Origin of the sequence: Streptomyces sp. NPDC026673 (assembly GCF_040638135.1) — a bacterium.
Classification (GTDB): Bacteria; Actinomycetota; Actinomycetes; order Streptomycetales; family Streptomycetaceae; genus Actinacidiphila.
Genome location: NZ_JBEZXR010000007.1, coordinates 36,761 through 60,575, shown reverse-complemented (window position 1 = coordinate 60,575; position 23,815 = coordinate 36,761). Strand labels below are relative to the sequence as shown.

General features: G+C 74.9%; 22 protein-coding genes. 12 read left to right on the top strand and 10 right to left on the bottom strand.

Features of this window, described 5'->3' with window-relative positions; translation table 11 throughout:
• Positions 1-501: 501 nt before the first annotated feature.
• Genes AB0F62_RS08130 through AB0F62_RS08110 form a run of 5 tightly spaced genes read left to right on the top strand, consistent with a single transcriptional unit; the run spans position 502 to position 4,318 of the window.
• Positions 502-1,485, top strand: coding sequence for an ABC transporter substrate-binding protein (locus tag AB0F62_RS08130; RefSeq protein ID WP_361793618.1), 984 nt, complete (start codon positions 502-504; stop codon positions 1,483-1,485).
• The gene (locus AB0F62_RS08125; RefSeq protein WP_361793615.1) at positions 1,482-2,255 is read left to right on the top strand and encodes an ABC transporter permease; all 774 of its coding nucleotides are present in this window, start codon (positions 1,482-1,484) and stop codon (positions 2,253-2,255) included. Before AB0F62_RS08130 ends, AB0F62_RS08125 begins: the two co-directional genes overlap by 4 nt.
• Positions 2,252-3,025, top strand: coding sequence for an ABC transporter permease subunit (locus AB0F62_RS08120; RefSeq protein ID WP_361793612.1), 774 nt, complete (start codon positions 2,252-2,254; stop codon positions 3,023-3,025). Before AB0F62_RS08125 ends, AB0F62_RS08120 begins: the two co-directional genes overlap by 4 nt.
• Entirely contained in the window at positions 3,018-3,818 is an 801-nt protein-coding gene (locus tag AB0F62_RS08115; RefSeq protein ID WP_361793609.1) for an ABC transporter ATP-binding protein, read from the top strand. The genes AB0F62_RS08120 and AB0F62_RS08115 overlap by 8 nt, the downstream gene beginning before the upstream one ends.
• Positions 3,815-4,318 (top strand): isoprenylcysteine carboxylmethyltransferase family protein, encoded by a 504-nt coding sequence (locus AB0F62_RS08110; protein WP_361793606.1) that lies wholly within the window; start codon positions 3,815-3,817, stop codon positions 4,316-4,318. The genes AB0F62_RS08115 and AB0F62_RS08110 overlap by 4 nt, the downstream gene beginning before the upstream one ends.
• Here AB0F62_RS08110 and AB0F62_RS08105 read toward each other — a convergent pair.
• The 3 genes from AB0F62_RS08105 to fes all read right to left on the bottom strand — a co-directional run bounded on the left by AB0F62_RS08105 (position 4,291) and on the right by fes (position 7,174).
• On the bottom strand, positions 4,291-4,809 hold the full coding sequence (locus AB0F62_RS08105; protein WP_361793603.1) for an N-acetyltransferase: 519 nt from the start codon (positions 4,807-4,809) through the stop codon (positions 4,291-4,293). The two genes, AB0F62_RS08110 and AB0F62_RS08105, sit on opposite strands and share 28 nt — an antisense overlap.
• Positions 4,810-4,877: 68 nt before the next feature.
• On the bottom strand, positions 4,878-5,282 hold the full coding sequence (locus AB0F62_RS08100) for a RidA family protein (RefSeq protein ID WP_361793600.1): 405 nt from the start codon (positions 5,280-5,282) through the stop codon (positions 4,878-4,880).
• A 428-nt stretch (positions 5,283-5,710) separates the two neighbouring features.
• Positions 5,711-7,174, bottom strand: coding sequence for an enterochelin esterase (fes, locus tag AB0F62_RS08095; RefSeq protein WP_361793597.1), 1,464 nt, complete (start codon positions 7,172-7,174; stop codon positions 5,711-5,713).
• Between the two features lie 163 nt (positions 7,175-7,337).
• On the opposite strand from fes, the gene AB0F62_RS08090 reads away from it, so the two are divergent.
• The 3 genes from AB0F62_RS08090 (at position 7,338) to AB0F62_RS08080 (ending at position 10,919) form a co-directional block, all read left to right on the top strand.
• Positions 7,338-9,263: a DUF5107 domain-containing protein gene (locus AB0F62_RS08090; protein WP_361793594.1), complete on the top strand. Its 1,926-nt coding sequence runs from the start codon at positions 7,338-7,340 to the stop codon at positions 9,261-9,263.
• A gap of 73 nt (positions 9,264-9,336) precedes the next feature.
• Positions 9,337-10,407, top strand: coding sequence for an RNA ligase (ATP) (locus tag AB0F62_RS08085; protein WP_361793591.1), 1,071 nt, complete (start codon positions 9,337-9,339; stop codon positions 10,405-10,407).
• Positions 10,408-10,505: 98 nt separating this feature from the next.
• Positions 10,506-10,919, top strand: a complete 414-nt coding sequence (locus AB0F62_RS08080; protein ID WP_361793588.1) for an SseB family protein — start codon at positions 10,506-10,508, stop codon at positions 10,917-10,919.
• A gap of 102 nt (positions 10,920-11,021) precedes the next feature.
• On the opposite strand, the gene AB0F62_RS08075 is transcribed toward AB0F62_RS08080, so the two are convergent.
• Positions 11,022-12,497: a phosphatase PAP2 family protein gene (locus tag AB0F62_RS08075; protein WP_361793585.1), complete on the bottom strand. Its 1,476-nt coding sequence runs from the start codon at positions 12,495-12,497 to the stop codon at positions 11,022-11,024.
• A 98-nt stretch (positions 12,498-12,595) separates the two neighbouring features.
• Positions 12,596-12,976 carry a DUF2795 domain-containing protein gene (locus AB0F62_RS08070; protein WP_361793582.1) on the bottom strand — a complete coding sequence of 127 codons (381 nt, stop codon included), beginning with the start codon at positions 12,974-12,976 and terminating at the stop codon, positions 12,596-12,598.
• Between the two features lie 153 nt (positions 12,977-13,129).
• Between AB0F62_RS08070 and AB0F62_RS08065 the strand changes: the two genes are divergently transcribed.
• A complete protein-coding gene (locus AB0F62_RS08065; protein ID WP_361793579.1) occupies positions 13,130-13,390 on the top strand; it encodes a DUF6158 family protein in 261 nt (86 codons plus the stop codon).
• A gap of 116 nt (positions 13,391-13,506) precedes the next feature.
• Here AB0F62_RS08065 and AB0F62_RS08060 read toward each other — a convergent pair whose 3' ends face one another.
• Positions 13,507-13,668 (bottom strand): hydrophobic protein, encoded by a 162-nt coding sequence (locus AB0F62_RS08060; RefSeq protein ID WP_361793576.1) that lies wholly within the window; start codon positions 13,666-13,668, stop codon positions 13,507-13,509.
• Between the two features lie 168 nt (positions 13,669-13,836).
• Here AB0F62_RS08060 and AB0F62_RS08055 point away from each other — a divergent pair, with 168 nt between their 5' ends.
• Positions 13,837-15,069, top strand: coding sequence for an aminotransferase class I/II-fold pyridoxal phosphate-dependent enzyme (locus AB0F62_RS08055; protein WP_361793573.1), 1,233 nt, complete (start codon positions 13,837-13,839; stop codon positions 15,067-15,069).
• Positions 15,070-15,643: 574 nt separating this feature from the next.
• On the opposite strand, the gene AB0F62_RS08050 is transcribed toward AB0F62_RS08055, so the two are convergent.
• Entirely contained in the window at positions 15,644-16,312 is a 669-nt protein-coding gene (locus tag AB0F62_RS08050; RefSeq protein ID WP_361793570.1) for a VTT domain-containing protein, read from the bottom strand.
• Positions 16,309-17,091 carry an MBL fold metallo-hydrolase gene (locus AB0F62_RS08045; protein ID WP_361793567.1) on the bottom strand — a complete coding sequence of 261 codons (783 nt, stop codon included), beginning with the start codon at positions 17,089-17,091 and terminating at the stop codon, positions 16,309-16,311. Before AB0F62_RS08045 ends, AB0F62_RS08050 begins: the two co-directional genes overlap by 4 nt.
• 196 nt (positions 17,092-17,287) lie before the next feature.
• Here AB0F62_RS08045 and AB0F62_RS08040 point away from each other — a divergent pair, with 196 nt between their 5' ends.
• Both AB0F62_RS08040 and AB0F62_RS08035 read left to right on the top strand, forming a co-directional pair.
• Positions 17,288-19,498, top strand: coding sequence for a phage holin family protein (locus tag AB0F62_RS08040; protein WP_361793564.1), 2,211 nt, complete (start codon positions 17,288-17,290; stop codon positions 19,496-19,498).
• A gap of 186 nt (positions 19,499-19,684) precedes the next feature.
• The gene (locus tag AB0F62_RS08035; protein WP_361793561.1) at positions 19,685-20,116 is read left to right on the top strand and encodes a hypothetical protein; all 432 of its coding nucleotides are present in this window, start codon (positions 19,685-19,687) and stop codon (positions 20,114-20,116) included.
• An 83-nt stretch (positions 20,117-20,199) separates the two neighbouring features.
• Here AB0F62_RS08035 and AB0F62_RS08030 read toward each other — a convergent pair whose 3' ends face one another.
• Together AB0F62_RS08030 and AB0F62_RS08025 are read right to left on the bottom strand one after the other, a co-directional pair.
• Positions 20,200-21,306, bottom strand: coding sequence for an ionic transporter y4hA (locus tag AB0F62_RS08030; protein WP_361793558.1), 1,107 nt, complete (start codon positions 21,304-21,306; stop codon positions 20,200-20,202).
• A 62-nt stretch (positions 21,307-21,368) separates the two neighbouring features.
• The gene (locus AB0F62_RS08025) at positions 21,369-23,753 is read right to left on the bottom strand and encodes a SpoIIE family protein phosphatase (protein ID WP_361793555.1); all 2,385 of its coding nucleotides are present in this window, start codon (positions 23,751-23,753) and stop codon (positions 21,369-21,371) included.
• Positions 23,754-23,815: the final 62 nt, after the last annotated feature.

Sequence of the window (23,815 nt, the reverse complement as noted above, 5' to 3'; positions counted from 1 at the left end):
CTCAGGGACCCCGCACAACAGAGCCCGCGCTCATCGCGCGGGCTCATCGGCGGTAGTTCGACGACCTACGAGGTGGGACTCCCTTCGCCGGCATGGTCCGGATCAGGTGCTAGGGGTCGCTCTCCGGTCTTGAAACCTCTTCCCTGACCTTCGAGCCTCTCAGCCCGGCCGTTGAACCCGGCTCCGGTGGAAGCCGCTGCTTCCCGCTCCGGAATCGGTGCTACCGGACTCCCTCGCTCGCCCCGTAGGCCGAATTCCAATGTACCCAGGGCGGAAGCAGACCACCAGGGGCAAATGCCATCAATTCATGATTTTCTTCTCGAATAGTGACCTCTCATGCCTCTCGCGCCCCTGCTCTCCCGTCCGCGACGGAACGGTCGTCGACGAGCCCTTGTGCGATCCGTTGACGCGACCGCACGGCACCCCTACCGTCACTTGGCGCACCACCCAATGAACGACAGTTCACTGTGCGAACAGAGCTGATCAGATCAGGGAGTGCCCATGCGTCGCACCTTTCCCCTGCTCCTGACGGCGGCCGCGCTCCTCGCCGCCGGACTCACCGCTTGCGGCGACTCCGGCGACTCCGCCGGCAAGGGCGGCGGCCCCTCCGGTTCCGGCGGGGGCACGCGGAGCGTCACGATCGGCGCCATCGCCATCGTCGACACCGCCCCCGTGTACCTCGCCCAGAGTCAGGGATTCTTCAAGAAGCACGGCATCGACGCCAAGATCACCTCGGTGCAGGGCGGCGCCGCCAGCATCACCGGCGTGATGGGAGGCCAGTTCGCCTTCGGCTTCGCCAACACCACCTCCCTGCTCACCGCCCAGCAGCAGGGGTTGCCGCTCAAGGTCGTCGCCAACGGCGTCGCCTCCACCGGCGAGCGGGACACCGACTACAGCGCCGTCCTCGTCCAGGCGGGCAGCCCCGTCACGTCCGCCAAGGATCTGGCGGGCAGGACCGTCGCGGTCAACCAGCTGAAGAACATCGGCGACACGACCGTACGCGCCGCCGTGCGCAAGGACGGCGGTGACGCCTCCAAGGTGGAGTTCGTCGAGATCCCCTTCCCCGACATGCCGGCCGCGCTGGCCAAGGGCCGGGTCGACGCGATCTGGGAGGTCGAGCCCTTCGTCACCCAGGCCGCGGGCCAGGGCGCCCGCGCCGTCGCCTGGCCCTACGCCGACGCCGCACCCGGTCTCACCGTGGCCATGTACTTCACCACGCAGCAGACGCTCCGGAAGGACCCGGGGCTCGTGAAGGACTTCACCGCCGCCATGAACGAGGCGCTCGCCTACGCCGACGCCCACCCCGACGCCGTACGCGAGACCCTCAAGACCTACACCCAGATCCCGGCCGAGGCGATCGCGAAGATCAAACTCCCCAAGTGGCCCACGGAGATCAACCGCGCCTCCGTCCAGACCGTCGCCGACGACGCCCGGCAGGACGGCACGCTCACCAAGGACGCCGACCTCTCGGCACTCCTGCCATGAGGGGACGCGACGCCGTGTACGGAGCGGCCGGCCTCGCGGTGCTGTTCGGCATCGCCGAGGCCGTCCCGCGGCTCGGCTGGGTCTCCCGCGACTTCCTGCCGCCCGCGAGCGAGATCCTGCGCACCCTCGGCCACGAGCTGCTCACCCGTCAGCTCTGGTCGGCGCTCGGCGACACCATGAGCGCCTGGGCCCTGGGCCTCGCCATCGCCTTCGTGCTCGCCGTCGCGCTCGGCACCCTCATCGACGCCGTACCCGGCGCCCGCGCCGCCACCGCCTCCACCGTGGAATTCCTCCGCCCCATCCCCTCCGTCGCGCTCATCCCGCTCGCCACCCTCCTCTTCGGTGCCGATCTCGGCTCCAGCCTCCTGCTGGTCGTCTACGCCGCGTTCTGGCAGGTGCTCATCCAGGTGCTGTACGGCGTCGCCGACGTCGACCCCGTGGCCCGCGAGACCGCCCGCTCCTACCGCCTCGGCCACTGGACGACGCTGCGCAGGCTCGTCTGGCCCACCGCGCTCCCGTATGTCATGACCGGCCTGCGGCTCGCCGCCTCCGTCGCCTTCATCCTGGCCGTCACGGCCGAGCTGGTCATCGGCAGCCCCGGGCTCGGCCTGCGCATCCAGCGCGCCCAGTCCGGCGGTGCCGTGGCCACCGTCTACGCCCTGATCACCCTCGCCGGGATCGTCGGCGTCGTCGTCAACCTCGCCGTCCGCCGGCTGGAGCGGTGGCTGCTGGCCTGGCACCCCTCCGTCCGCGGGGAGGCCCCCGCATGAACGCGGCCAAGCGTCTCCTCCTCGCTGTCCTGCGGGTGCTGGGGCTGCCCGCGCTCCTCGTTCTCGGCTGGTGGGCGTGGAGCGTGTGGCGCCCCAGCTTCTACGTGCCCTCGCCGCAGCGCATCGCCGCCGTCTTCGCGGACGTGTGGTTCACCGCCCGCCTCGGCGACGACGTCCTGCCCAGCCTCGCGCGGCTCCTCGCCGGGTACGCGCTCGCCGCGCTGCTCGGCGTCGCCCTCGGCACCGCCATCGGTTCCTCGGCCCGGCTCCGCGCGACCGCCGAACCCGCCCTGGAGTTCTTCCGTGCCATCCCGCCGCCCGTGCTCGTGCCGCTGATCATGCTCGTCGCCGGGCTGGACACGGCCATGAAGGTCCTCGTGATCGTCTCCGGCGCGATCTGGCCCGTCCTGCTCAACACCATCGAGGGCGTCCGCGCGGTGGACGAGGTGCTCTCCGACACCGCCCGCGTCTACGGTGTGCGTGGCCCCGCCCGGCTGCGGCGCCTCGTGCTGCCAGCCGCGAGCCCGCAGATCATGGCGGGACTGCGGCAGGCGCTCTCGATCGCGATCATCCTCATGGTCATCGCGGAGATGTTCGCCAGCACCTCGGGCATCGGCCACTCGGTCGTGCTGTTCCAGCGGCAGTTCCAGATCCCCGAGATGTGGAGCGGCATCGTGCTGCTCGGTCTGGTCGGCTTCCTCCTCTCGCTCGCCTTCCGCGCCCTCGAGCGCCGGGTCCTGCACTGGCACCAACGGGAGACACATGCTTGAGATCACCGGACTGCGCAAGGTGTACGAGGGCCGCGGCCGCGTCGTCGAGGCGCTGCGCGGCATCGACCTCACCGTCGACCGCGGCGAACTCGTCTGCGTCGTGGGCCCGTCGGGCTGCGGCAAGACCACCCTGCTCAAGTGCGTCGCCGGACTCCTGGCGCCGACCGCGGGCCGGGTCCGGCTCGCCGGGCGGGTCGTCGACGGCCCGCCGCCCGGCATGGCGGTGGTCTTCCAGGAGTACGGCCGCAGCCTGTTCCCATGGCTGACGGTCAGTCAGAACGTCGAACTCCCGCTCCGCGAGAAGCGCGTGCCCCGCCCGCGCCGTACCGCCCTGGTCCGGCAGGCGCTCGCCGCCGTCGGTCTCGCCGACGCGGGCGCCGCGCACCCCTGGCAGCTCTCCGGGGGCATGCAGCAACGTGTCGCCATCGCCCGCGCCGTGGCCTACGAGCCCCAAGTGCTGCTCATGGACGAGCCTTTCGCCGCCGTGGACGCCCAGACCCGCGCCGACCTCGAGGACCTCCTCCTCGGGCTCTGGCACCGCCTCGGCATCACCACGCTGCTCGTCACCCACGACATCGACGAGGCCGTCTACCTCGCCCGCCGCGTCGTCGTCCTGTCCGGCGCGCCCACCGTCGTCCAGGAGGACCTGCGCGTCGACCTCCCCCACGACCGCGACCAGATCATCACCCGCTCCGACCCCCGCTTCGCCGAACTGCGCGCCCACGTCTACGGGCACATCCGCGCCGCCAAGACGGATCCGGGACGGCCGCCCGCGGGCACCATGAAGGCATGAGACGGTCCACTGCCGCGCTCGGCAGCGCGGCGTTCCTGCTCGCGGCGCCGGGCGTCGTTGCGGGACTCGTGCCCTGGTGGCTCACCCGGTACGCCTCCGGCGGCGGCCCCTGGCCGCCGCGGGCCGCCGGCGGCCTGCTCGCCCTCGCCGGGGCGGTGGTGCTCCTGCACGGTTTCGCCCGCTTCGTACGGGAGGGTCTCGGCACCCCCGCGCCCGTCGCCCCGACCGAACGCCTCGTCACCGGCGGCGCGTACGCCCGGGTGCGCAACCCGATGTACCTGGCGGTCGTGGCGCTCGTCGCGGGGCAGGGGCTGCTGCTCCTGAGGCCCGTCCTGTTCCTCTACGCCGCCGCCGTGTGGCTGACCGTCGCGGCCTTCGTCCGCTGGTACGAGGAGCCGACGCTGCGCGCGGCCTACGGCGAGGAGTACGAGGCGTACCGCCGGGCCGTGCCCGCCTGGCTGCCGCGGATCGCTCAGAACCGGTCGAAGGGCTCCGCGTAGCGGAACGCCCCGGTCACCGAGGGGGAGTAGGCGGACAGCGGGCGGATCTGGAAGTACGGGCCCCAGGCCGGGTCGGGCGGTGTGACCCGGTAGTCCGTGCTCGCCCGGAAGCCGTAGCGGCCGTAGTAGTCCGGGCTGCCCAGCAGCGCGACCAGCGGTTCCCCCAGGGCGTCCGCGGCGCCCAGCACCGCGTGAACCAGCGCCAGTCCGACGCCCTTGCGCTGGTGGCCGGGGGCGACGCTCAGCGGGCCGAGGCCGAGGACGGGCACGCCGTCGACGTGCGCACGGGTGCAGACGACGTGGCCGACGACGGCGCCCCCGTCGGGGGCCTCCGCGACCAGCGACAGCTCCGGCAGCCAGGCGTCGCACTTCCGCAGCTCGGTCAGGAGCTCGGCCTCGACGGGGACGGGACGGTCCTCCGTGGCGAACGCCGCCGCGGTGAGGGCCTGGACGGCGGGGACATCGTCGGGGGTCTCACGTCGAATCAGCACCCGGGCAGTCTGGAGGCGGCACCGCCGTCCGGCAAGCGGATTACGTCCCGGTCACCCCCGCGGCCGGCTCAGCGCGCGATGTCGAGGCGGACGACCGCGCCGATCTCGACGAGCTGGTCGGGCAGCGCGAGGTCGGAGACGCCCATGACGGTGCTGGTGGGGCGGTGGTCGCCGCAGTACTCGGCGTGCAGGCGGGCGACCGTGTCGAAGTGCTCGCGCAGGTTCCTGACGAGGATCGTGGTCTCGACGATCTGGTCGCGGCGGGCGCCGAAGTGCTCCAGCACGCGGTCCAGGTTGCCGAGCGTCGTGCTCATCTGGAGTGCGAAGTCGTCCGCCCCGATGAAGGCCCCGGTGTCGTCGTGCGACAACTGTCCCGAGATGTAGAGGGTGTCGCCGGCCTGCACGGCCTGGCTGTACCCGTAAAGGGCTTCCCACGGCATGCCGAAGGCGAATTCCCTGGGCTGAACGGTCACGGTTCTCTCCTCTTGGTCGACTGAGCCGTCCCCGCGCGGGCGGGGACGACTACAGAGACCGGCGCTGCCGCAGCGGTGTGACACGAGCGCCGGATGGGCGGGGACGACACCGGCGGCCCGACCGGCCTCGGCCGCGGACGCGGCGCGGTCCGAGAGGGCGGGCAGCGGGCGACCGTGCACAGGATCGTGACTGCCGAGGCGGTACGGAGAGCACCACGCCGTTCGCCGGCAGGGCGGCCCTCGCCTGGAGCCGCCCGATCGGATGCACGGCAGTGGCAACGGCAACGGCAGTGGCAACGGCAACGGAACCGGCAGCGGCAGCGGCCACCAAAGCCCACGACTGCCCGCCGCCGCGCGGACGCGCTCGGCCCCCCGGACGGGTACGGCGGGGCCTTCGGCCGCGCCGTACCGTCAGACGGCGCGCACCGTCACACCGGCTCGGGACCGGCCGCCGCCGCGACGCGCCCGCGCACCGAGCCGGGGAACGGCCCGCGCAGCAACGCCACCAGTCCGTGGGCCAGTTCCTCCCGCCAGCACAGGTAGTCGTGGCCGCCGTTGTACTCGTGGTGCGCCACTTCGTAGCCCTGGCCCTGCAACGCGTCCCGCATCCGCCGCACCGCGGACGTCAGCCCCCACTCCTGGAGCCCGGCGGACAGGTGGAAGCGCACCGGTCTTCGCGCCATCGACGCCACGCGCCCGGTCAGCCACTCCTCGGGCCGCGCCCCCGCGCGCACCCCGGCCGGCCACCAGAAGGCCCCCGACTGCGCCAGCACGTTCCCGAACCGCTCGGGCCGCCGCAGCGCCGCGTATGCGGCCGCCAGACCGCCCAGCCCCTGTCCCGCGACGACCGTACGCGCCGGCTCGCCGCTGACCGGCCACCGGCGGGCCGCCCAGGGCAGCAGCTCACGGGTGAGAAAGGCCACGAAGCGGTCGTCGCAGGCGAGTTCGCGGCGCCGGGTGTCGCTGTCCAGAGCGTCCGGCATCAGCGCGACCAGCGGCGGCAGCGCCCCGGCGGCGACGAGCCCGTCGAGCAGTGCGGCAACGTTCAGATGCTGCTGCCACACGTCCCCGTCGAGCAGCACCACCACCGGCAGCCCGGCCAGGTCCTCGTATCCGGCGGGCGCGTACGCCCACACACGGCGCCAGTTGCGCAGGTGCGCGCTGCGCATGGTGTGGACCGAGACCTCGCCCACCGGCGCCCCGGACCGGGCCCGCCACGCCCCGAGCGGCGCGTGCGCGGCGGGGAGGGCGACCACCGACAGCGGCTCGCTGCCCCAACGGGTCGGAAAGACCGTCCGGTTGAGCGGGTCGCGGCGCGGGTGGCGGCGCAGCCCGCGCAGATACGCCTGCCCCCTGCCCGCCTCCGCCGGTGAAGCGCCGCTGTCCTGCCTGCCGTCCTGCCCGCTCTCCTGCCCGCCGTCCTGCCCGTCTCCGTCGCCCGTGCCCTCGTCTCCGCCCTCGTCCCCGCCCCCGTCCCCAGCGCCGTCCGCGCCGTCGTCCACGCAGAGCGCGTACGTGGCCCGCCAGTCGGCGCGCATCCTGATCGTCCAGTGCCACACGTCCGTGCCCGGCACGCGCGACATCAGATTGCCCGCCAGGTCGTCGGGGTCGAGCACCTGGTTGGGCAGGGCCAGCACGGCCCGGGTCGCGGCCGTGCCGCGCCAGAGGAAGGTGACCGCGGCGTGCCCCGGGTCACCGTCCAGCGGCTCCACCAGCGGCGTCCCCTCGGCCCGCACGGCCCGCCAGAACTCGGCCTCCCGCTCGGGGCGGGCGGCGAGCGCCGCCACCCGGGGACTGCGCGCGCGTTCGACCGGGGCGGGACGCGGGACGCGCGGCGCACGCGAGGGCGTACCGGTCGGCGGGCTCCACAGCGTGGACAGCATGATCGGCAAACCCTCCCGGACCCGCGCGACGGCAAAGGAAAGCAAAAATGACGTTCACCATATATTGAAGGCCGCACACGGCCCGTCCGGTGAGGTCGAAACCCCTGACGGCGCAGGCCGATACGGGGTTCCATGTCCTCACCCGACCACCGGTGACAGAGAGAGGGACCTCTTGGCCACCACCGTGCGACGCACCGTCCTCGCCCTTCAGGCCAGCCCGCTGGGCCCGGAGAACCCCCTGCCCGCCCTCCGGGCACCAGGGGACCTCCACGTGCTCGACGAGGACGGGAGCGCGGCGCTCCCGCCCGGGATGGCCCGCCGCATCGCCTACGGGCAGCTGCGCACGCTGCTTCCCGTGCCACGCCTCGACGGTTACACGCGCGAACGCGTTCCCACCGAACTGGACGCCGTCGTCATCGAGAACGACCGGCTGCGCGCCACCGTCCTGCCCGGTCTCGGCGGGCGCCTGTACTCGCTGCGCCACAAGCCCACCGACCGCGAACTGCTGCACGCCGACCCCGTCCTGCAGTACGCCGACTTCGGCCTCGCCGGCGCGTGGTTCTCCGGCGGCGTCGAATGGAACCCGGGCGCCACCGGGCACACCACGCTCAGCTGCGCCCCGCTCCACGCGGCACGCGTCCCCGCTCCCGACGGCGGCGAGATGCTCCGCCTGTGGGAGTGGGAGCGGTTGCGCGACCTGCCCTTCCAGATCGACCTGTGGCTCCCCGAGGGTTCCGACTTCCTCTACGCGGGGGTACGCGTCCGCAATCCTCACCACCGGACCGTTCCCCTCTACTGGTGGTCCAACACCGCCGTACCGCAGACACCCGGCACCCGCGTCGTCGCACCCGCCACCCACGCATGGCACTTCGGCGCCTCCCGGACCCTCCAGCGGGTGCCCGTCCCGGAGTCCCCGACCGCCTCCGAGCACCCCGCCGACTGGTTCTACGACCTCCCCGACGGCACCCGCCCCTGGATCGCCGCTCTCGACGCCGACGGCCGCGGCCTCGTCCAGACGTCCACCGAAGCCCTCCGCGGCCGCAAGCTCTTCGTCTGGGGCGAGGGTCCCGGCGGCCGGCGCTGGCAGCGCTGGCTCGCCGGCGACGAGGGCGACGGCCCCGGCTACCTGGAGATCCAGGCCGGTCTCGCCCCCACCCAGCTGGAACACCTCCCCCTCGCCGCGGGCGCCGCCGTCTCCTGGCTGGAGGCGTACGGCCCCCTGGAGACCGCGGCCGAGGCCGACGCCCACGCCGTGGCGGAGCACCTGGAGGGCGTCCTGCCGCGCGAACGCCTGCGCGCCGCCCACGAGACCTGGCTCCCCGCCGCCGACACCGAACCCAAGGACGTCCTCGCCACCGGCTCGGGCTGGGGCGCCCTGGAGGTCACCCGGGGCCGCTTCGACCTGCCGGGCACCCCCTTCGCCGCGGACACCATGGGCGACCGGCAGAAGCCCTGGCTGGAACTCCTGCTGGCCGGCGTCTTCCCGCGGCTGCGCGAGGACTCCGTCCCGGGCCCCGCGCTCGTCTCCCCCGAGTGGCGCGAACTCCTGGAGACCGCGGGCACCTACGACGGCAACGCCTGGGCCCTCGACTACCACCTGGGCCTCGCGCAATGGCACGCCGGCGACCGTGCGCAGGCCGTCCGGAGCTGGGAGCGGGCCGTCACGCGGTCCGGCTCCCCCCTCCCGCTGCGCTGCCTCGCCGTCGCCGACCAGGCCGACGGCAACCCCGGGCGTGCCGCGCAGCGTTATCTCGACGCCTTCCGCGGCCTCCCCGGGGGTGACGCCTGGGCCACCGCCGCGGCCGCCCTCGCCCGTGAGGCCGTCCCGGCCCTGCTCGCCGCCAAGCGCCCCGCGGACGCGGCCGCCGTCCTCGACGCCCTGCCCGCGGCCACCCGCTCTCGCGGCCGCTTCCGCCTGCTGCACGCCCAAGTCCTGCTCGCCGAGGGTGACATCGCGGGCGCGCGGGCCGTCTTCGACGCGGGCTTCACCGTCGACGACCTGAGGGAGGGCGAGGGCTCGCTGCACACCACCTGGCAGGCCCTCACCGATGAACCGCTGCCCGAAGCGTACGACTTCCGCATGGCCCCGTCCCCCTGAAAAACCGTTCGCCCGCGGCGCGCGGCACCCCGCACAGTGGTGCGATCCACGCACCACCATGAGGGGGAACCCGATGTCGACGCTGCGCGTCACGGCCGAACGGCTCACCGTCCACGACCACCCGAACGCGGACGCCCTGGAACTCGCCCAGGTCGGCCTCTACCGGGCGGTCGTGGCCAAGGGCGCCTACCGGACCGGCGACTTCGCGCTGTACATCCCCGAGCAGTCCGTGCTGCCCGCCGCGCTCATCGCCGAACTCGGCCTGACCGGGCGGCTCGCCGGCCCCGCGGCCGACCGCGTCAAGGCGGTCCGGCTGCGCGGCGAGCTGTCCCAGGGCATCGTGTGCCGCCCGGCCGCGCTGGAGGGCACCGACCTGGCGCGGGCCGCCGGCGACGCCACCGACTTCGCGGAGCTGCTCGGCATCACCAAGTGGGTGCCGCCGGTCCCGGTGTCGATGAGCGGCGACGTGGAGTCCGCGCCGGACCTGCTGCCGTGGGTCGACATCGAGAACGTCAAGCGCCACCCCGGGGTGTTCGGCGCGGGCGAGCCGGTCGCGATCACCGAGAAGGTCCACGGAACGGCCTGCTGCCTGACCTACCTCGCCGACCCGGGACGCGTGCTGGTCACCTCCAAGGGGCTGGGTGCCCAGCGCCTCGCCCTGAAGGAGGCCGACGGCAACCTCTACTGGCGCGCCGTTCGCGGACACGGCCTGCCCGACGTCGCCGCGGCCCTCGCCGGCCGGCTCGGCGCCACCCGTGTGGCGATCTTTGGCGAGGTCTACGGCGCCGGCGTCCAGGACCTCGGCTACGGCGCCGACGCGGGCCGCGACACGCCCGGCTACGCGGCCTTCGACGTCGCCGCCGAGATCGAGGGGGCGGTCCGCTGGTTCGGCCCCGCCGAGGTCCTCCCGGCCGGGAGCGTGCCGCTGGTGCCCACGCTGTACCGGGGCCCGTACGACCTCGACGTCGTCCTGGAGCTCGCGCGGGGCGCCGAGACGGTCTCCGGCCGTGCCCTGCACCTGCGCGAGGGCGTCGTGGTCCGGGCGGTCCCGGACCGTCACAGCCCCGAGCTCGGCGGACGCGCCGTCCTCAAGGCGGTCAGCGACGCCTACCTCACCCGCAAGGGCGGCACCGAGTACGAGTGACACCCGAGTGACACCCGGCGCGCACGCATGACCGTTCCCCCGCTGGGCAGGCGCCGCCCCGAGCCACCCCGTACGCAAGCAACGGAAAGGGAACGGCCATGACCGACTTCACCACTCCGAACGGCGCGCAGCCCCCGGCGCAGCGTGCCCTGCACGAGATCGCCACCGGCGGTGACAACGCGACCGCGCTCAGCACCCTGGCCGCGAGCGACGTGCTGCTGCCGGTACCGGGGCCGCCGGAGGCCGCATCGGGTGACGCGGCGGAGGAGGAGACGATCAGCCTGCCGGTCTTCGAGCAGGAGGACGGGACGAAGCTGGTCCCCGTCTTCACCTCGGAGGTACGCCTTGCGCACGCGCTGCCGAACGCGCGGGGCTACCGCATCCTGCCCCTGGCGGCGCTGAGTAGCGGCTGGCCGTCGGACGACCTCACGCTCGCGATAGACGCGGGGTCGCCGGACACCCTCACCATCAAGGGCGAGGGCGTCCGGGCGCTGGCGGGCCTGTCGGGCTGATCGACCGCGCGTCCGGGTCCGCCCCGGCCGCGCACCCGGGACGTGTGCCCGGGGCGAGTAGGGCCGCGCCCCCGCGGGGGCGCGGCCCGCGTGCGCGGCGCGTCAGACCGGCCGGTAGACGGTCAGGGCCTCGTTGGCCTTGTCGATGACCAGCTCGCGCGGCGCCGGGGCGACCTCGCCGTCGTAGGCGAGGCGGATGCCCTGGTCGATGCCGCCGATCCGCAGGCGCCGGAGCAGGGCCGTGGTGGAGCCGGTGAGGGCCGCCGTGAGCAGGCGGGTCCGGGCGTAGGGGCTGCCGGGGACGATGCGGACGTCGAGTTGTCCGTCGGAGAGGGCGCGTCGGCGGACCGGCGCCGGGCCGATGCTGCGGTAGGCCCCGTTGCCGGCGAAGAGCATCCACACCGAGTGCCGGCGCCCGTTGATGTCGATGTCGACCGGATCGGAGGTGCGCAGCACGTGCAGCGCTGCCAGCACTCCGGCGGGCCAGCTGCCCACGCGGCGTGACCAGCGCTCGCGGTAGCGGACCAGATCCGGGTAGACGCCGAGGCTGAAGGTGTTGAGGAAGACGGTGGACTCGGCGGGCTCGCCCGTGGTGTCGTCGACCGGGGTCACGCGCGCGATGTCGACGGCGATGGCGGTGCCCGCCTCGGCCGCCCTGGCCGCGTCCTCGATGTTCTCGATCGAGAGGTCCATCGCGAAGTGGTTGTACGTGCCGCCGGGGGAGACCAGCAGCGGCACGCCGTGCCGCAGGGCGACGGCCGCGGCGAGGCCGACGCTGCCGTCGCCGCCGTGGATCCCGAGTGCTCCGCCCGCCTCCGCGGCCTGCTGGGCGGCCTTCTCGAGCATCTCCGCGAGGTCGTCGTCCTCGGAGCACTCCTCGACCACGGCCTCGGGCAGCGCGCCGCGTAGCCGTTCGGCCGGGGGGCCGAGCAGCGGCGGGGGACCGGAGACCTCGTTGACCACCGCGTACAGGCCGCGGCCGCCCGGCAGGGCCGGGGCGTCGGCCCGGGGGGTCGGCGGCACCGCCAACTGGCGCCCCGTGGGGACGAGGCCGCGCACGGCGAGGGCCGCGCCCATGCCGAGAGCCATCCCGGCGGCGACGTCGCTCGGGTAGTGCACGCCGGTGTAGATCCGGGAGAACGCCACCGACCAGGCGACCGGCAGCACCGCGGCACCCCAGCGGGGCGATTCCAGGGCGACGCCCGCCGCGAAGGCGGCGGCCGAGGCGGCGTGGCCGGACGGGAAGGACGTGGTGCCGGGCTGGCGGGAGAGCCGGCGGATGACGGGTACGGCGTCGAGCACCGGGCGGTTGCGGCGCACCGCGCCCTTGCCGATGGTGTTGACCACCGCCGACGCGACGGCGAGCGACCCGGCGCCGCGCAGCGCCGCGCGCCGCCCGTTGCGGCCGCCGACGGCCGCGATGCCGGCCGCGACCCCGAACCAGAGCAGTCCGTGGTTGGCGGCCCTGCTGAGCCGTGGCAGTACCGGCTCGGCCGCCGGCCACGAGCGCGTCGCCACCCTCAGGAACAGCTCCTTGTCCCATGCGCTCAGGATCCGGCGCACAACGGCTCCCTCCATGTTCGATCGATTCCCGGGCGGTGCGGTGCGGTGCAGGGGCGCGGGCGGTGCGCGGGGCACCGGCGGCCCCGCGGCCCGCTTCGCGGGCGTGCGCCCCGTCATGCCTCCGGACGCATGCCCAGGGTCCGTACGACTTCCTGGACGTTGGCGTACCGCCGGTTGTCGCCGGGGAGTCCGTCCACCAGGTCGGTCAGCGGATCCGGCGCGTGCCGGTCGCGCAGGGCCCGCAGCAGATCGCCGCGGCGGGCGGGGAACGGCTGCCGGGTCAGGTGCCGGGCGAGCTCGAACCGCACCGAGGTGCCCTCGGGGGCGCCCGCCCAGGCCGGTCCGGTGCCGACCTCGGGGTCGTCGTCGGCGGCGGGCTCGGGGTCGTGCCATTCCTCGACCCGGGTCGAGTGCCCGGAGCGAAGCATCCCGCGCAGTTCGTGCTTCATCTCGTCGTCACGGTGGACGCTCAGACGGTCGCTTCCTCGTTGCACGGTGGCTCCTTTCCTCAGGGGTCGGGTTCTTCCATCGTCTACCCGGACCGGGGGTCCGATGCCTGTTGAATGCCCGCAGAAGCGGATGAATCCCCGCACCGGGGGTACCAAACGGGCGAGGTGACAGGGAGGCGAAAGGAAGGTGCGCGACCCATGAGCCGCTACCCCGGCGGGGTCGACCCCGCAGACCTGGACGAACGACAGCTGGTACAGGAGCTGGAGTCGGTCCACCGGACCCGCCACGAGACACTGCTCTACGGTTCCGGGGCGGCCCTCGACGCCCACAACTCGCGGATGGCGGCCCTGGAGGGCGAGTACCTGCGGCGACATCCGCAGCGGATGGTCTCCGCCGGCCGTACCCGCGCCGGGGCGAGGGCCCGGACCCTGCGGATGCCGGTCCAGGCCCAGCAATAGCGAACCGGGGAATGCCCCCGCGCGTTCACCGGGCCGGGGGCGGAACGCCGGAATCCGGGGCGTGCGGCGGCCCGTCGGCCGTCGCACGCCCCGGATCGGGTTCGCGGTTGCGATCACTACCACCGGTACCAGCGTGAGCCGCCGGAACCGCCGCGCGCCACGAAACCGAGCAGCCACAGCACCAGGACGATCAGGGCGACCCACCAGAGCACCTTGACCGCGAAGCCCGCGCCGAAGAGGACGAGGGCCAGCAGCAGAACGAGTAGCAGCGGGACCATGGGAACACCTCCTGGATGTGCGGTTGCCCTGGATTCCCGGCGGCACGCAGAGGAATTCGCGTGCCGCGGCGGCGGGAGGCGGAGCCGCGTGCGAGGGTGGCGGCGGGGCCCGCGGCCCGGGCCCCGCCGCCGGACCGCACCGGTCACCCGATTCCTCCGGAGGTACGGATGCAGCGGACGTCACCGCCGGCTCCGGCCGGGCGCCTGGCGCGGGGAGGACTCCGGCCCGACCCCGGTCTGCCCGTGCCGCCGTACTGGGCGGAGCGACTGCGGGCCGGGATGCCGGGCGGTGCCGTGCCGGAGCCGCCCGGCGGCGGCGAGGCGCTCCGTACGGCCGCCGCGGGCTACTGGGAGCGGCGGGGGCTGACCACGACCGCGGCCGACACGGCGGCCGCGCCGGGTGCGGAGCCGCTGCTGCTGGCGCTGCTCGCCGCGGTGGGAGGCGATGTCGTCCTGGCCCGGCCCGCCGCCGCGTGGCAGGCCCCGCTGGCGCGGACACTGGGCCGGCGCACCACGGCCGTCCCGACACCCGCGGTGGGCGGCGGCGCGCCGGACCCGTTCGCGCTACTGGAGGCGGTGCGCAGGGCCCGTGCGGAGGGTGCCGACCCGCGGGTGCTGGTGATGTCGGCGGCCGACGACCCCAGCGGCACGGTCACACCTCCGGAGCTGCTGCACGAGGTGTGCGAGGCGGCCGAGGAGAGCGGGCTGCTGCTGGTCTCCGACGAGACATACGCCGACACGGTCCACCACCCGCACGAGACGGTGCTGCTCACCCCGGCCGAGATGCTGCCCGGCCGGACGATCGTGATCGCCGACCTGTCCGCGGCCCTGGCCCCGCCCGGCTGGCCGGTGGCGGTCGCCCGCTTCCCCGCCACCGCCGAGGGCGGCGAGCTGCGGGCCGCCGTGGTGGAGCGGTGCGCCTGGCTGCGCGCGCTGCTGCCGGGGCCGCCGGCCGCGGCGGCCGCGTACGCACTCGCCGAAGGCGATGACGTACGGGCCCATCTGGCCGCCGCCACCCGTCTGCACGCCGCGCTCGGTGCCGCCGCGTACCGGGCGGTGGCCCGCACGGGCGGCCTGTGCCGCCCACCGGAGGCGGGTTGTCACCTCTACGCCGACTTGGCCCCCCTGCGGCACGCCCTGGCGGCCGCCGGCGTCACCGACGCGCCGAGCCTGGAGACGGCCCTCGAGGAGCGCCTCGGCCGCCCGGTCCCCGGCGGGCACCGCTTCGGCGACGACCCGTCGGCCTTGCGCGTGCGGATCGACACCGGCCCTCTCCACGGCGCCGACGACGCACGGCGCCGTGCCGCGCTCGACGCCCGGGACCCGCTCGAACTGCCGCATGTGGCGGCCGCGTTGTCCGACCTGGAGGCGGCCCTCGCCGCCCTGGCGACCGGCGCCTGACCGGCGCTCACGGGCGCATCGCCGCACCCGATCCCGGCGGGGCGCGGTCCGTGCGAAGCGGCGAAAGGCTTCGACCGGGCCGCGTAGGCCTCGCGCACGTTCGGCGATGTGAGCCCTTGTGCGCCGCCGTCGCCGTCGCCGTTCCCGGCCCCGTCCGAACGGGCGGCGCGCATCAGCGCCGTGAGCGCGGGCTCGGGCCGTCGCCGGTGTCGGGGCGAAGGCGTCCGGGGCGGCGGAGGCGCGCAACCCGGACCGGGGATCGGCTGCCGGGTTCGGCATCCGGCGGGGGCCGGTGTGGGCCCCGCGGCAGGAGGCGTCGCGCGGGAGGGGGTACGGCCGGGCCGGGGCGGCCGCGGGGCGTCAGGGGCCCGTCTGCTCGACCCGGGTGTCGTCCGGGGCGGCGGGGGAGGCCGTGCCGCCGCGCAGGCGGCGTGGGAGCCGGGGTGGCGGAGGCGTGCAGCCCGGACCGGGGATCGGCTGTCGGGTTCGGCATCCGGAGGGGGCCGGTGTGGGCCCCGCGGCAGGAGGCGTCGCGCGGGAGGGGGTACGGCCGGGCCGGGGCGGCCGCGGGGCGTCAGGGGCCCGTCTGCTCGATCCGGGTGTCGTCCGGGGCGGCGGGGGAGGCCGTGCCGCCGCGCAGGCGGCGCCAGAGTTGCGGGGCGGAGGCGATGAGGAGGGTGAGCGCGACGGCGAGCAGGACGCCCTGCCAGGGTTCGGGGAACAGGGTGCCGCCGAGGATGCCGATGAGCTGGTAGGCCGCCGCCCAGGCCAGACAGGCGGGGACGTCGCCGCGGGCGAAGCGGCGGACCGGCATCTCGGCGAGCAGGCAGGCGACCATCACGGGGATGCGGCCGGCCGGTATCAGCCGGGACAGCACGAGCACGGCCACGCCGTGTTCGTCGAGCCGGCGTTGCGCGTCGGCGAGCCGCGCGGGGTCGGCGCGCTCCTGGAGCTGCCGCAGCCAGCGCGAGCCGTTGCGGGAGCGGACGCCGCGGTGGCCGAGCAGGTACAGGCCCATGTCGCCGATGAAGGCCGCGCCCGAGGCGATGAGGAAGACCAGCGCCAGGGAGAACGGGGCCGTCTGGTGGAAGGCCACCACGGCGGCGCTGCTGACGAGCGCCCCGGTGGGCACGACCGGCACCAGGGAACCGAGCACGACCAGCAGGAAGAGCGAGGGGTAGCCGACCACCTGCCCGGTGGACTGCGAAGACGCCTGCTCCGCGAGCAGGGTGAGAGCGCTCACCGGGCCGCCGCCAGCAGCACGCTCTCCCCGTGCTCCAGCCGGTGCACCGCCACCTGCGGCGCCAGCCGCCCGGCGATCCGGACGAACTCGTGGCCGGGGGCGTGGAATTCGTGCGGGCGCACGGCGTCCATGCCGATCGGCCAGTAGGTCCCGTAGTGGATGGGCACGGCCGCGCGCGGCGCGAGGCGGGCCAGCGCCTGCGCGGCGCGTGCGGCGTCCAGGTGGCCGGTGCCGAGGAACGGCCCCCAGCCGCCGACCGGCAGCAGCGCGGCGTCGCAGGGGCCGACCTCGTCCGCCATGGCGTCGAACAGCCCGGTGTCCCCGGCGAAGTACGTCCGCTCCTCGCCCACCAGCACGTAGCCCAGCGCGGGCGAGCGCCGCGGCCCGTACGGCAGGCGCCGTCCGTCGTGCGCCGCGTTCACCACCCGTATGGTCAGCGCGTCCACCTTCACCTCGTCACCGGGGACGACCTCGGTCAGGTCCAGCCGCCGGTCGGCGGCGAGCCGCCGCAGCCGGGGCACCGCGGCGAGGGCTCCGCGCGGCACCAGTACCCGGGTACCCCGGGGGAGCCGGGCCAGCGACCCGGGGTGCAGATGGTCGGCGTGCAGGTGCGAGACGACGGCGACGTCCGCCAGCGCCGCACCGGGCGGGGGGACCGCGCCGCGGCGTCTGCGCAGGTGGGCCAGGCGTGAGACGAACAGCGGATCGGTGAGCACCCGCACCCCGGAGTCCCGCACGGTCACCGTCGCGTGCCCCCACCAGGTGATCTCGACCGCCACTCGCGCCTCCTCGTCTCACCCCGAGCCTATGCTCCGGCGCGCCCGCCGTGTGCCCCCGGTGCGCCGCGGGGCCCGGGGAGGACTGTGACAGTCTGGGGGTATTCGTGTCCGCGGACGCGGCGGGACATGTCGGGACGCAGCGTGACGCGACGTGACGTGACGCGACGCGACGAGACGTGAGGAGACGTGAGGGAGGGTGGGCGTGCTGCGTCGGTGGCGGGCCGCGGGGGGCGCGATCGTCCGCGTGCTGGTCGTGTGGGCGGTGTCGACGGCCACGATGGCCGTGCTCGCCGGGATCCTGCCCGACTTCCGCATCCAGCCGCCCAGTGGGGACAGCCCGACCCGGATCGCGATCACGGCGGCGGCCGCCGCCGGGGCCTTCGGCCTGCTGAGCGCGCTGGTGTGGCCGGTGCTCGTCCGTGCCGTCCTGCTGGTGCCGGCGCTCGTGCTGGGCCTGTTGGTCTTCTTCCTCAACGGCTCGCTGCTGCTGCTCGCGTTCCGCTTCACCCCCGACTGGCAGGGCGACATAGCGCCGGCCACGGCCGTCGTGATCGCCGCGGTGATGTCGGCGGCGTCGTCCGCCACGAGCACGACGCTGGCCATGCGCGACGACGCGGCGTACGGCCGCCGCCTGGCGCGGCTGGCCGGCCGGCGCGGGAACCCGGGTCAGGGGACGGCCGGCGCGGAGGGGCCGCGCGAGCCGGGCTTCGTCTTCGTCCAGCTGGACGGCGTGGGTCACGACGTGCTGCGCGAGGCCGTGCGCCCGGTGACGCGCAAGGGGCGGCTGCGTCCCCCGGCGATGGAGACCGTCGCCGACTGGCTGGACAGCAGCCACCGCCTGGTGCCGTGGACCACCGACTGGAGCAGCCAGACCGGCGCCAGCCAGCTGGCCATCCTGCACGGCAGCAACGAGGACGTGCCGGCCTTCCGCTGGTACGAGAAGGAGACCGGGCAGATCATGGTCTGCAACCGGCCCTCGTGCGCGGCCGAACTGGAGCGCCGCGCGGTCGCCCGCACCGGGCGGGCCGGGCTGCTGGCCCCGGACGGCGCGAGCCGGGGCAATCTCTTCAGCGGCGGCGCCGAGCAGTTGGCCCTGGTGATGTCGGTGTCGACGCGCCGCAGGCGCTTCTCCGCCGACCGGCTCGCGATGGCCCGGCTGCGGTCCCGTGCGGTGGGCGCGCCGGAGGCCGGCGAACCCGCGGCGGCCCTCGCGCGGGTCGGCGCCACCCGCTCCCGGACCGGCTACTTCGCCTACTTCTCCGACCCGGCCAACGCCGTCCGCACCGCCGCCTCCTTCGTCGCGGAGGTCGTCCGGGAGATCACCGAGTCGACGTCGGCGCGCCTGCGCCACGAACACCCCCGGGTGGGGCGCGGCGGCCTCTATCCCTTCCTGCGCGCCTTCGCCACCGTCGTGGAGCGCGACGTGGCCGTCGCGGCCGTCGTCGGCGACATGCTCGCCGGGCGCGGCGCCGTCTACGCCGATCTGGTCGCGTACGACGAGGTCGCGCACCACTCGGGGCCCCGCAGCCGGGACGCGATGCGGGTGCTGCGGCGCCTGGACCGCGCCATCCGGCTGATCGCCGACGCCTCGCGGTACGCGCCGCGCCCCTACCGGATCGTGCTGCTCTCCGACCACGGCCAGAGCGACGGCGCGACCTTCGAGGCCGCCTACGGGCTCACCCTGAAGGATCTGGTCCGGGCGGGGTGCGGGCTGCCGGTGCGGCGGCGCGCCCGGGGCACCGCCAGCGGCGCGGAGGCGCGCGCCGCGGCCCGCGCGGCGCTGCACCGCCCGGAGCGCGGGGGCCGGACGGGCGAGGAGCACGAGACCGCCGGGCCGGCGTCCGAGCCCGTGGTGCTCGCCTCCGGGAACCTGGCGCTGATCTCCTTCCCCGACCTTCCCGGGCGGGCGGACCGCGGGAGCATCGACGCCCGCCACCCGGCCCTGCTGCGGACGCTGGCCGAGCATCCGGGCATCGGCTTCGTACTGGTCCTGGACGGGGAACGCGGGCCGCTCGTGCTGGGCGGGGACGGCGGTGAGCACGAACTGGAGACGGGCAGGGTCACCGGACGCGATCCGCTGGCGCTCTTCGGGCCGGGCGCGGCGGCCGCGGTGCTGCGCACCGCCCGGTTCCCGCACGCCGCGGACATCATGGTCAACTCCGCTTACGACCCGGTCGCCCGGACCGTGCACGCCTTCGAGGAGCAGGTCGGCTCGCACGGCGGCCTGGGCGGCGACCAGAGCCGCGCCTTCCTGCTGCACCCCTTCGACCTGGACGGGCCGGACCCGACGGATCGGCTGGTGGGGGCCGGGGCCGTGCACGAACTGCTCGGCGGCTGGCTGGGGCGGAAGCCCGCGGCGGCGCCTCCGGTCGCGGACGGCAAGGACGAGGCCCCGGTCGCCGGATGACGGTCCCCGCGTACGGGACTGGTGTCCGGCGGCGGTCTCCTTCGGGGGTTCCGCACGGCCGCCGCGGGCGCGCCGCCGGGATCCGGCCACGTACGGGTGATTGACCTACGGGCCCCGCTGCTGGACGCTTGCCCGCGATTGATCGAACGGTGCGCGCGGCCGGGTCCGCGGGCGGGAGAGGCTGCGATGCCGTACTACGAGGACCTGAGTCCGTACGCGTACTTCACAGAAACGATTCCGCCGGATGTCTCGGCCCGCGCCGTCGGCTGGCTCGACCCCGCCCACCCCTTCCCGCGGGCCGAGCCCTCCGAGGAGTTCGCCGACCGGCTCTTCGCCCTGTGCCGCGACCACCTGTGCGCCATCACCCACGGCTGGTACGGATGCATCCTGTGCCGCCGCCGGCTGATCGGCGGCGGTCGCTTCAACCCGGTCGCCGTCTCGCGGGGCGGCGAGCGGATCCTCGTGGGCCACGGCGAGGTACGGGTGGAGGGCGGCGCCGGCACCTGGCTGATCGCGCCCGACCTGGTCGTGCACTACGTCCTGGCCCATCACTACGCCCCGCCGGAGTCCTTCGTCGAGGCCGTGCTGGCCGGCCGCGTCGTCGCGGGCTGCCGGTAGGGCCCGGCTCCGGGTTCGCCGCCCGGCCTGCCGACCACCGCCTGCCGCCCGCCGCCCGCCGCGCGCCACCCGCCGCGACCGGCTCACGGACTGATCGCGAGCACCACGTACGCCGCCAGCAGCGCCAGGTGCACTCCGCCCTGCAACGGCGTGGCGCGTCCCGGTATCACCGTCAGGGTGCCCACCGCGACGGTGATCGCCAGCAGCACCATGTGCGTGGCGCCGAGTCCCAGCAGCAGCGGGCCGGACATCCACAGCGAGGCGACCGCGACCGCCGGGATGGTCAGCCCGATGCTCGCCATCGCCGAACCGAGCGCCAGGTTGAGGCTGGTCTGCACCCGGTCGCGGGCCGCCGCGCGGACCGCGGCGATGGTCTCGGGCAGCAGCACGAGCAGAGCGATGACCACGCCGACGAAGGAGGAGGGCAGACCGGCGTACTGCACGCCCTGCTCGATCGTCGGCGACTCGACCTTGGCCAGGCCCACCACCCCGATCAGCGCCACCACCAGCAGAGCCAGACTGAACAGCGCGGCCCTGGTCGTCGGGGCGACGGAGTCGTCCTCCTCCGAGGCGTCGATCACCTCGCCACCGGCCGTCACCGGAAGGAAGTACGTGCGGTGCCGTACCGTCTGGGTGGCCACGAACAGGCCGTAGAGCACCAGCGACGCCAGCGCGGCGAAGGTGAGCTGGGCGGTGGAGAAGCGCGGGCCCGGGGTGCTGGTGGTGAACGTCGGCAGGACGAGGCTGAGGGTGGCCAGGGTCGCGACCGTCGCCAGCGAGGCTCCCGTTCCCTCGGGGTTGAAGACCGCGACCCGCCGGCGCAGCGCCCCCACCAGCAGGCAGAGCCCCATGATGCCGTTGCAGGTGATCATCACCGCGGCGAAGACGGTGTCCCGTGCCAGCCCGGCGCTCTTCGGACCCCCGTCCGCCGTCAGCGTGAGGATCAGGGCCACCTCGATGACGGTCACCGCCACCGCCAGCACGAGCGCGCCGTAGGGTTCGCCCACCCGGTGCGCCACGACCTCCGCGTGGTGGACCGCGGCGAGCACGGCGGCACAGAGGAAGAGCGCCACCACCACGACCACGGCCACCGGCAGCCCGCGTCCCCACGTCAGGGCGAGCAGGACCACCGAGAGCACCGGGACGACGACCGTCCAGTGCAGGGCGGACACACGGAGACGAGCGGTCATGCATCCGAGACTGACAGCTCGTCAGGATCGGCGCGACGCGGGAAGCCCGGACGTGCCGCCGCTCATCGCCCGGCCGGGGGAAACGCCTGTTCGGCCCAGATCGTCTTGCCCGCGGAGGTCTGCCGGGTGCCCCAGGCCTGGCTCAACTGCGCGACCAGCAGCAGCCCCCGCCCGCCCTCGTCGTCGGACAGGGCGCGGCGCAGATGCGGGGCGGTGCTGCTGCCGTCGGAGACCTCGCAGATCAGGGTGCGGTCGCGGATGAGCCGCAGCTGGATCGGCGGGGCACCGTACCGGATCGCGTTGGTGACCAGCTCGCTGACCACCAGCTCGGTGACGAACACCGCGTCCGCCAGGCCCCAGGCGACCAGCCGCTCCGCCACGGCCTGCCGGGCGTCCGCGACGTGCGCGGGGTCGCGGGGCAGGTCCCACACCGCGACCTGGCCGTCGTCGAGCACCCGGGTACGGGCCAGCAGGAGTGCGACGTCGTCCACCGGGCGGTCCGAGGGCAGCGTCTTCAGTACGGTGTCGCAGGCCGCCTCGATCGTCGGGGCCGGCGCGCCCAGCGCGGCTCGCAGCCGCTGCAGACCGGCGTCCAGGTCGAAGTCCCGGCTCTTGACGAGGCCGTCGGTGTAGAGCGCGAGCAGGCTGCCCTCCGGCAGGTCCAGCTCGATCGGCTCGAACGGCAGTCCGCCGATGCCCAGCGGCGGACCGGTGGACATCGGGACCATCTCGACGGTGCCGTCCGGCAGGCGCACCGCGGGCGGCGGGTGGCCGGCGCTCGCGAGGGTGCAGCGGCGGGCGATGGGGTCGTACACGGCGACGAGGCAGGTCGCGCCCAGCTCGCCGCTGGTCTCGGCGGGCGACACCTCCCGGCCGCGGCCGTCGTCGGGGTCGAGGTGCGTGACGAGGTCGTCGAGGTGGGTCAGCAGTTCGTCCGGCGGCAGATCCACGTCCGCGAGGGTGCGTACCGCGGTCCGCAGCCGGCCCATCGTCGCCGAGGCGTGGATGCCGTGACCGACGACGTCGCCCACGACCAGGCCCACGCGCGTGCCGGACAGCGGGATGACGTCGTACCAGTCGCCGCCCACCCCCGCACGGGACCCCGCCGGCAGATAGCGCGAGGCCACCTCCACCGCGGCCTGCTCGCGCAGCCGCAGCGGCAGCAGGCTGCGCTGGAGGGCCAGCGCCGTGGAGTGCTCGCGCGTGAAGCGGCGGGCGTTGTCGACGCACACCGCGGCCCGCCCGGCCAGTTCCTCGGTCAGCGTCAGATCGTCCTCCGTGAAGAGTTCGGGACGCGCCCAGCGGATGAACACCGCCACTCCGAGGGTGATGCCGCGCGCCCGCAACGGCACCGCCAGCACCGAATGGATGCCGTACTCCTGGACCTTGGCGTCCCGCAGCGCGTTCTGGGCCAGCCACAGTGTGAAGTCCGGATGCCCCAGCCGGCTCAGCACGGGCCGGCCGGTCGCCAGGCACCGCGAGGGCGGGGAGAACTCGGGATACACGTCGAGTTCGCCGAGGTCGACAGCCGCGTCCGGGGCCCGCCCGGACGCGGTGCGGTGGGCGACCCGCCGCAACTCCACCCCGGAGCCGGGCGGTCCGGGCGGGGGCTCCTCGCCGTGCAGCACCGAGTCCAGCAGGTCGACGCTGGCGAAGTCGGCGAAGCGCGGCACGGCCAGCTCCGCGAGCTCGTCGGCGGTGCGCACCACGTCCAGGGTGGTGCCGAGGCGCGCGCCGGCCTCGTTCAGCAGCGCGAGCCGCCGGCGCCCCCGGTACTGCTCGGTGCTGTCGAACGCCGCGCTCGCCACGCCCCTGATCCGGCCCGCGGGATCCCGCACCGGCCACATCTCGGTGCTCCACGCCCGCTCGCCGACCGTGGCCCCGGCGGCCGCAGGGCTCTCGTAGTGCGCGGCCCGGCCGGACTCCGCGACCCGCCGCAGGTGATCGTTGAACCGGCGTCGGGCCTCCTCGTCCAGGAGGGCCCCGGAGAAGGGCCGGCCGCGCAGATCGGCCGCGGGGACGCCGATCATGCCCGCCGCCGCGTCGTTGACCCGGTGGTAGCGCAGCGCGGTGTCGTACGTGGCCATCGCGACGGACGACTGCTGGAAGGCCCACAGCAGGAGTGCCGTGTCCGGGTCGACGGGCGCGGCCGTGACGACGCAGCCGGCGGGCCGGTCGTCGGCGTCCAGCGCGGGGGAGACCCGTACGTCGAGTTCGAGTTCCCGGCCGTCCCGGTGCCGCGCCGGCACGTGGCCGCGCCACCCCCGGTCGAAGACGATCCCGTCCTTGTCCGCTCCGAACACCTCGGCGACGGGACGCCCCACCGCCTCCGAGGCCGTGTGGCCGAGCAGCCGCCGTGCCCCGGCGCTCCATCCCGTGACCACCCCCCGCACGCTGACGGTGACCACGGCCGTCCCGGCCGGGTCCTCGGGGTCGCTCGTGTTCATCGTCGGCGATCACACACCCGTCGCAGTGCCTACCTCCCCAGGGTGCGCGCTCCACCGGGCGC

Coding starts and splice junctions, on each gene's coding strand:
- AB0F62_RS08130 (WP_361793618.1), top strand. CDS start 502: ATGCGTCGCACCTTTCCCCTGCTCCTGACGGCGGCCGCGCTCCTCGCC.
- AB0F62_RS08125 (WP_361793615.1), top strand. CDS start 1,482: ATGAGGGGACGCGACGCCGTGTACGGAGCGGCCGGCCTCGCGGTGCTG.
- AB0F62_RS08120 (WP_361793612.1), top strand. CDS start 2,252: ATGAACGCGGCCAAGCGTCTCCTCCTCGCTGTCCTGCGGGTGCTGGGG.
- AB0F62_RS08115 (WP_361793609.1), top strand. CDS start 3,018: ATGCTTGAGATCACCGGACTGCGCAAGGTGTACGAGGGCCGCGGCCGC.
- AB0F62_RS08110 (WP_361793606.1), top strand. CDS start 3,815: ATGAGACGGTCCACTGCCGCGCTCGGCAGCGCGGCGTTCCTGCTCGCG.
- AB0F62_RS08085 (WP_361793591.1), top strand. CDS start 9,337: ATGTCGACGCTGCGCGTCACGGCCGAACGGCTCACCGTCCACGACCAC.
- AB0F62_RS08080 (WP_361793588.1), top strand. CDS start 10,506: ATGACCGACTTCACCACTCCGAACGGCGCGCAGCCCCCGGCGCAGCGT.
- AB0F62_RS08075 (WP_361793585.1), bottom strand. CDS start 12,497: ATGGAGGGAGCCGTTGTGCGCCGGATCCTGAGCGCATGGGACAAGGAG.
- AB0F62_RS08065 (WP_361793579.1), top strand. CDS start 13,130: ATGAGCCGCTACCCCGGCGGGGTCGACCCCGCAGACCTGGACGAACGA.
- AB0F62_RS08060 (WP_361793576.1), bottom strand. CDS start 13,668: ATGGTCCCGCTGCTACTCGTTCTGCTGCTGGCCCTCGTCCTCTTCGGC.
- AB0F62_RS08055 (WP_361793573.1), top strand. CDS start 13,837: ATGCAGCGGACGTCACCGCCGGCTCCGGCCGGGCGCCTGGCGCGGGGA.
- AB0F62_RS08035 (WP_361793561.1), top strand. CDS start 19,685: ATGCCGTACTACGAGGACCTGAGTCCGTACGCGTACTTCACAGAAACG.
- AB0F62_RS08030 (WP_361793558.1), bottom strand. CDS start 21,306: ATGACCGCTCGTCTCCGTGTGTCCGCCCTGCACTGGACGGTCGTCGTC.
- AB0F62_RS08025 (WP_361793555.1), bottom strand. CDS start 23,753: ATGAACACGAGCGACCCCGAGGACCCGGCCGGGACGGCCGTGGTCACC.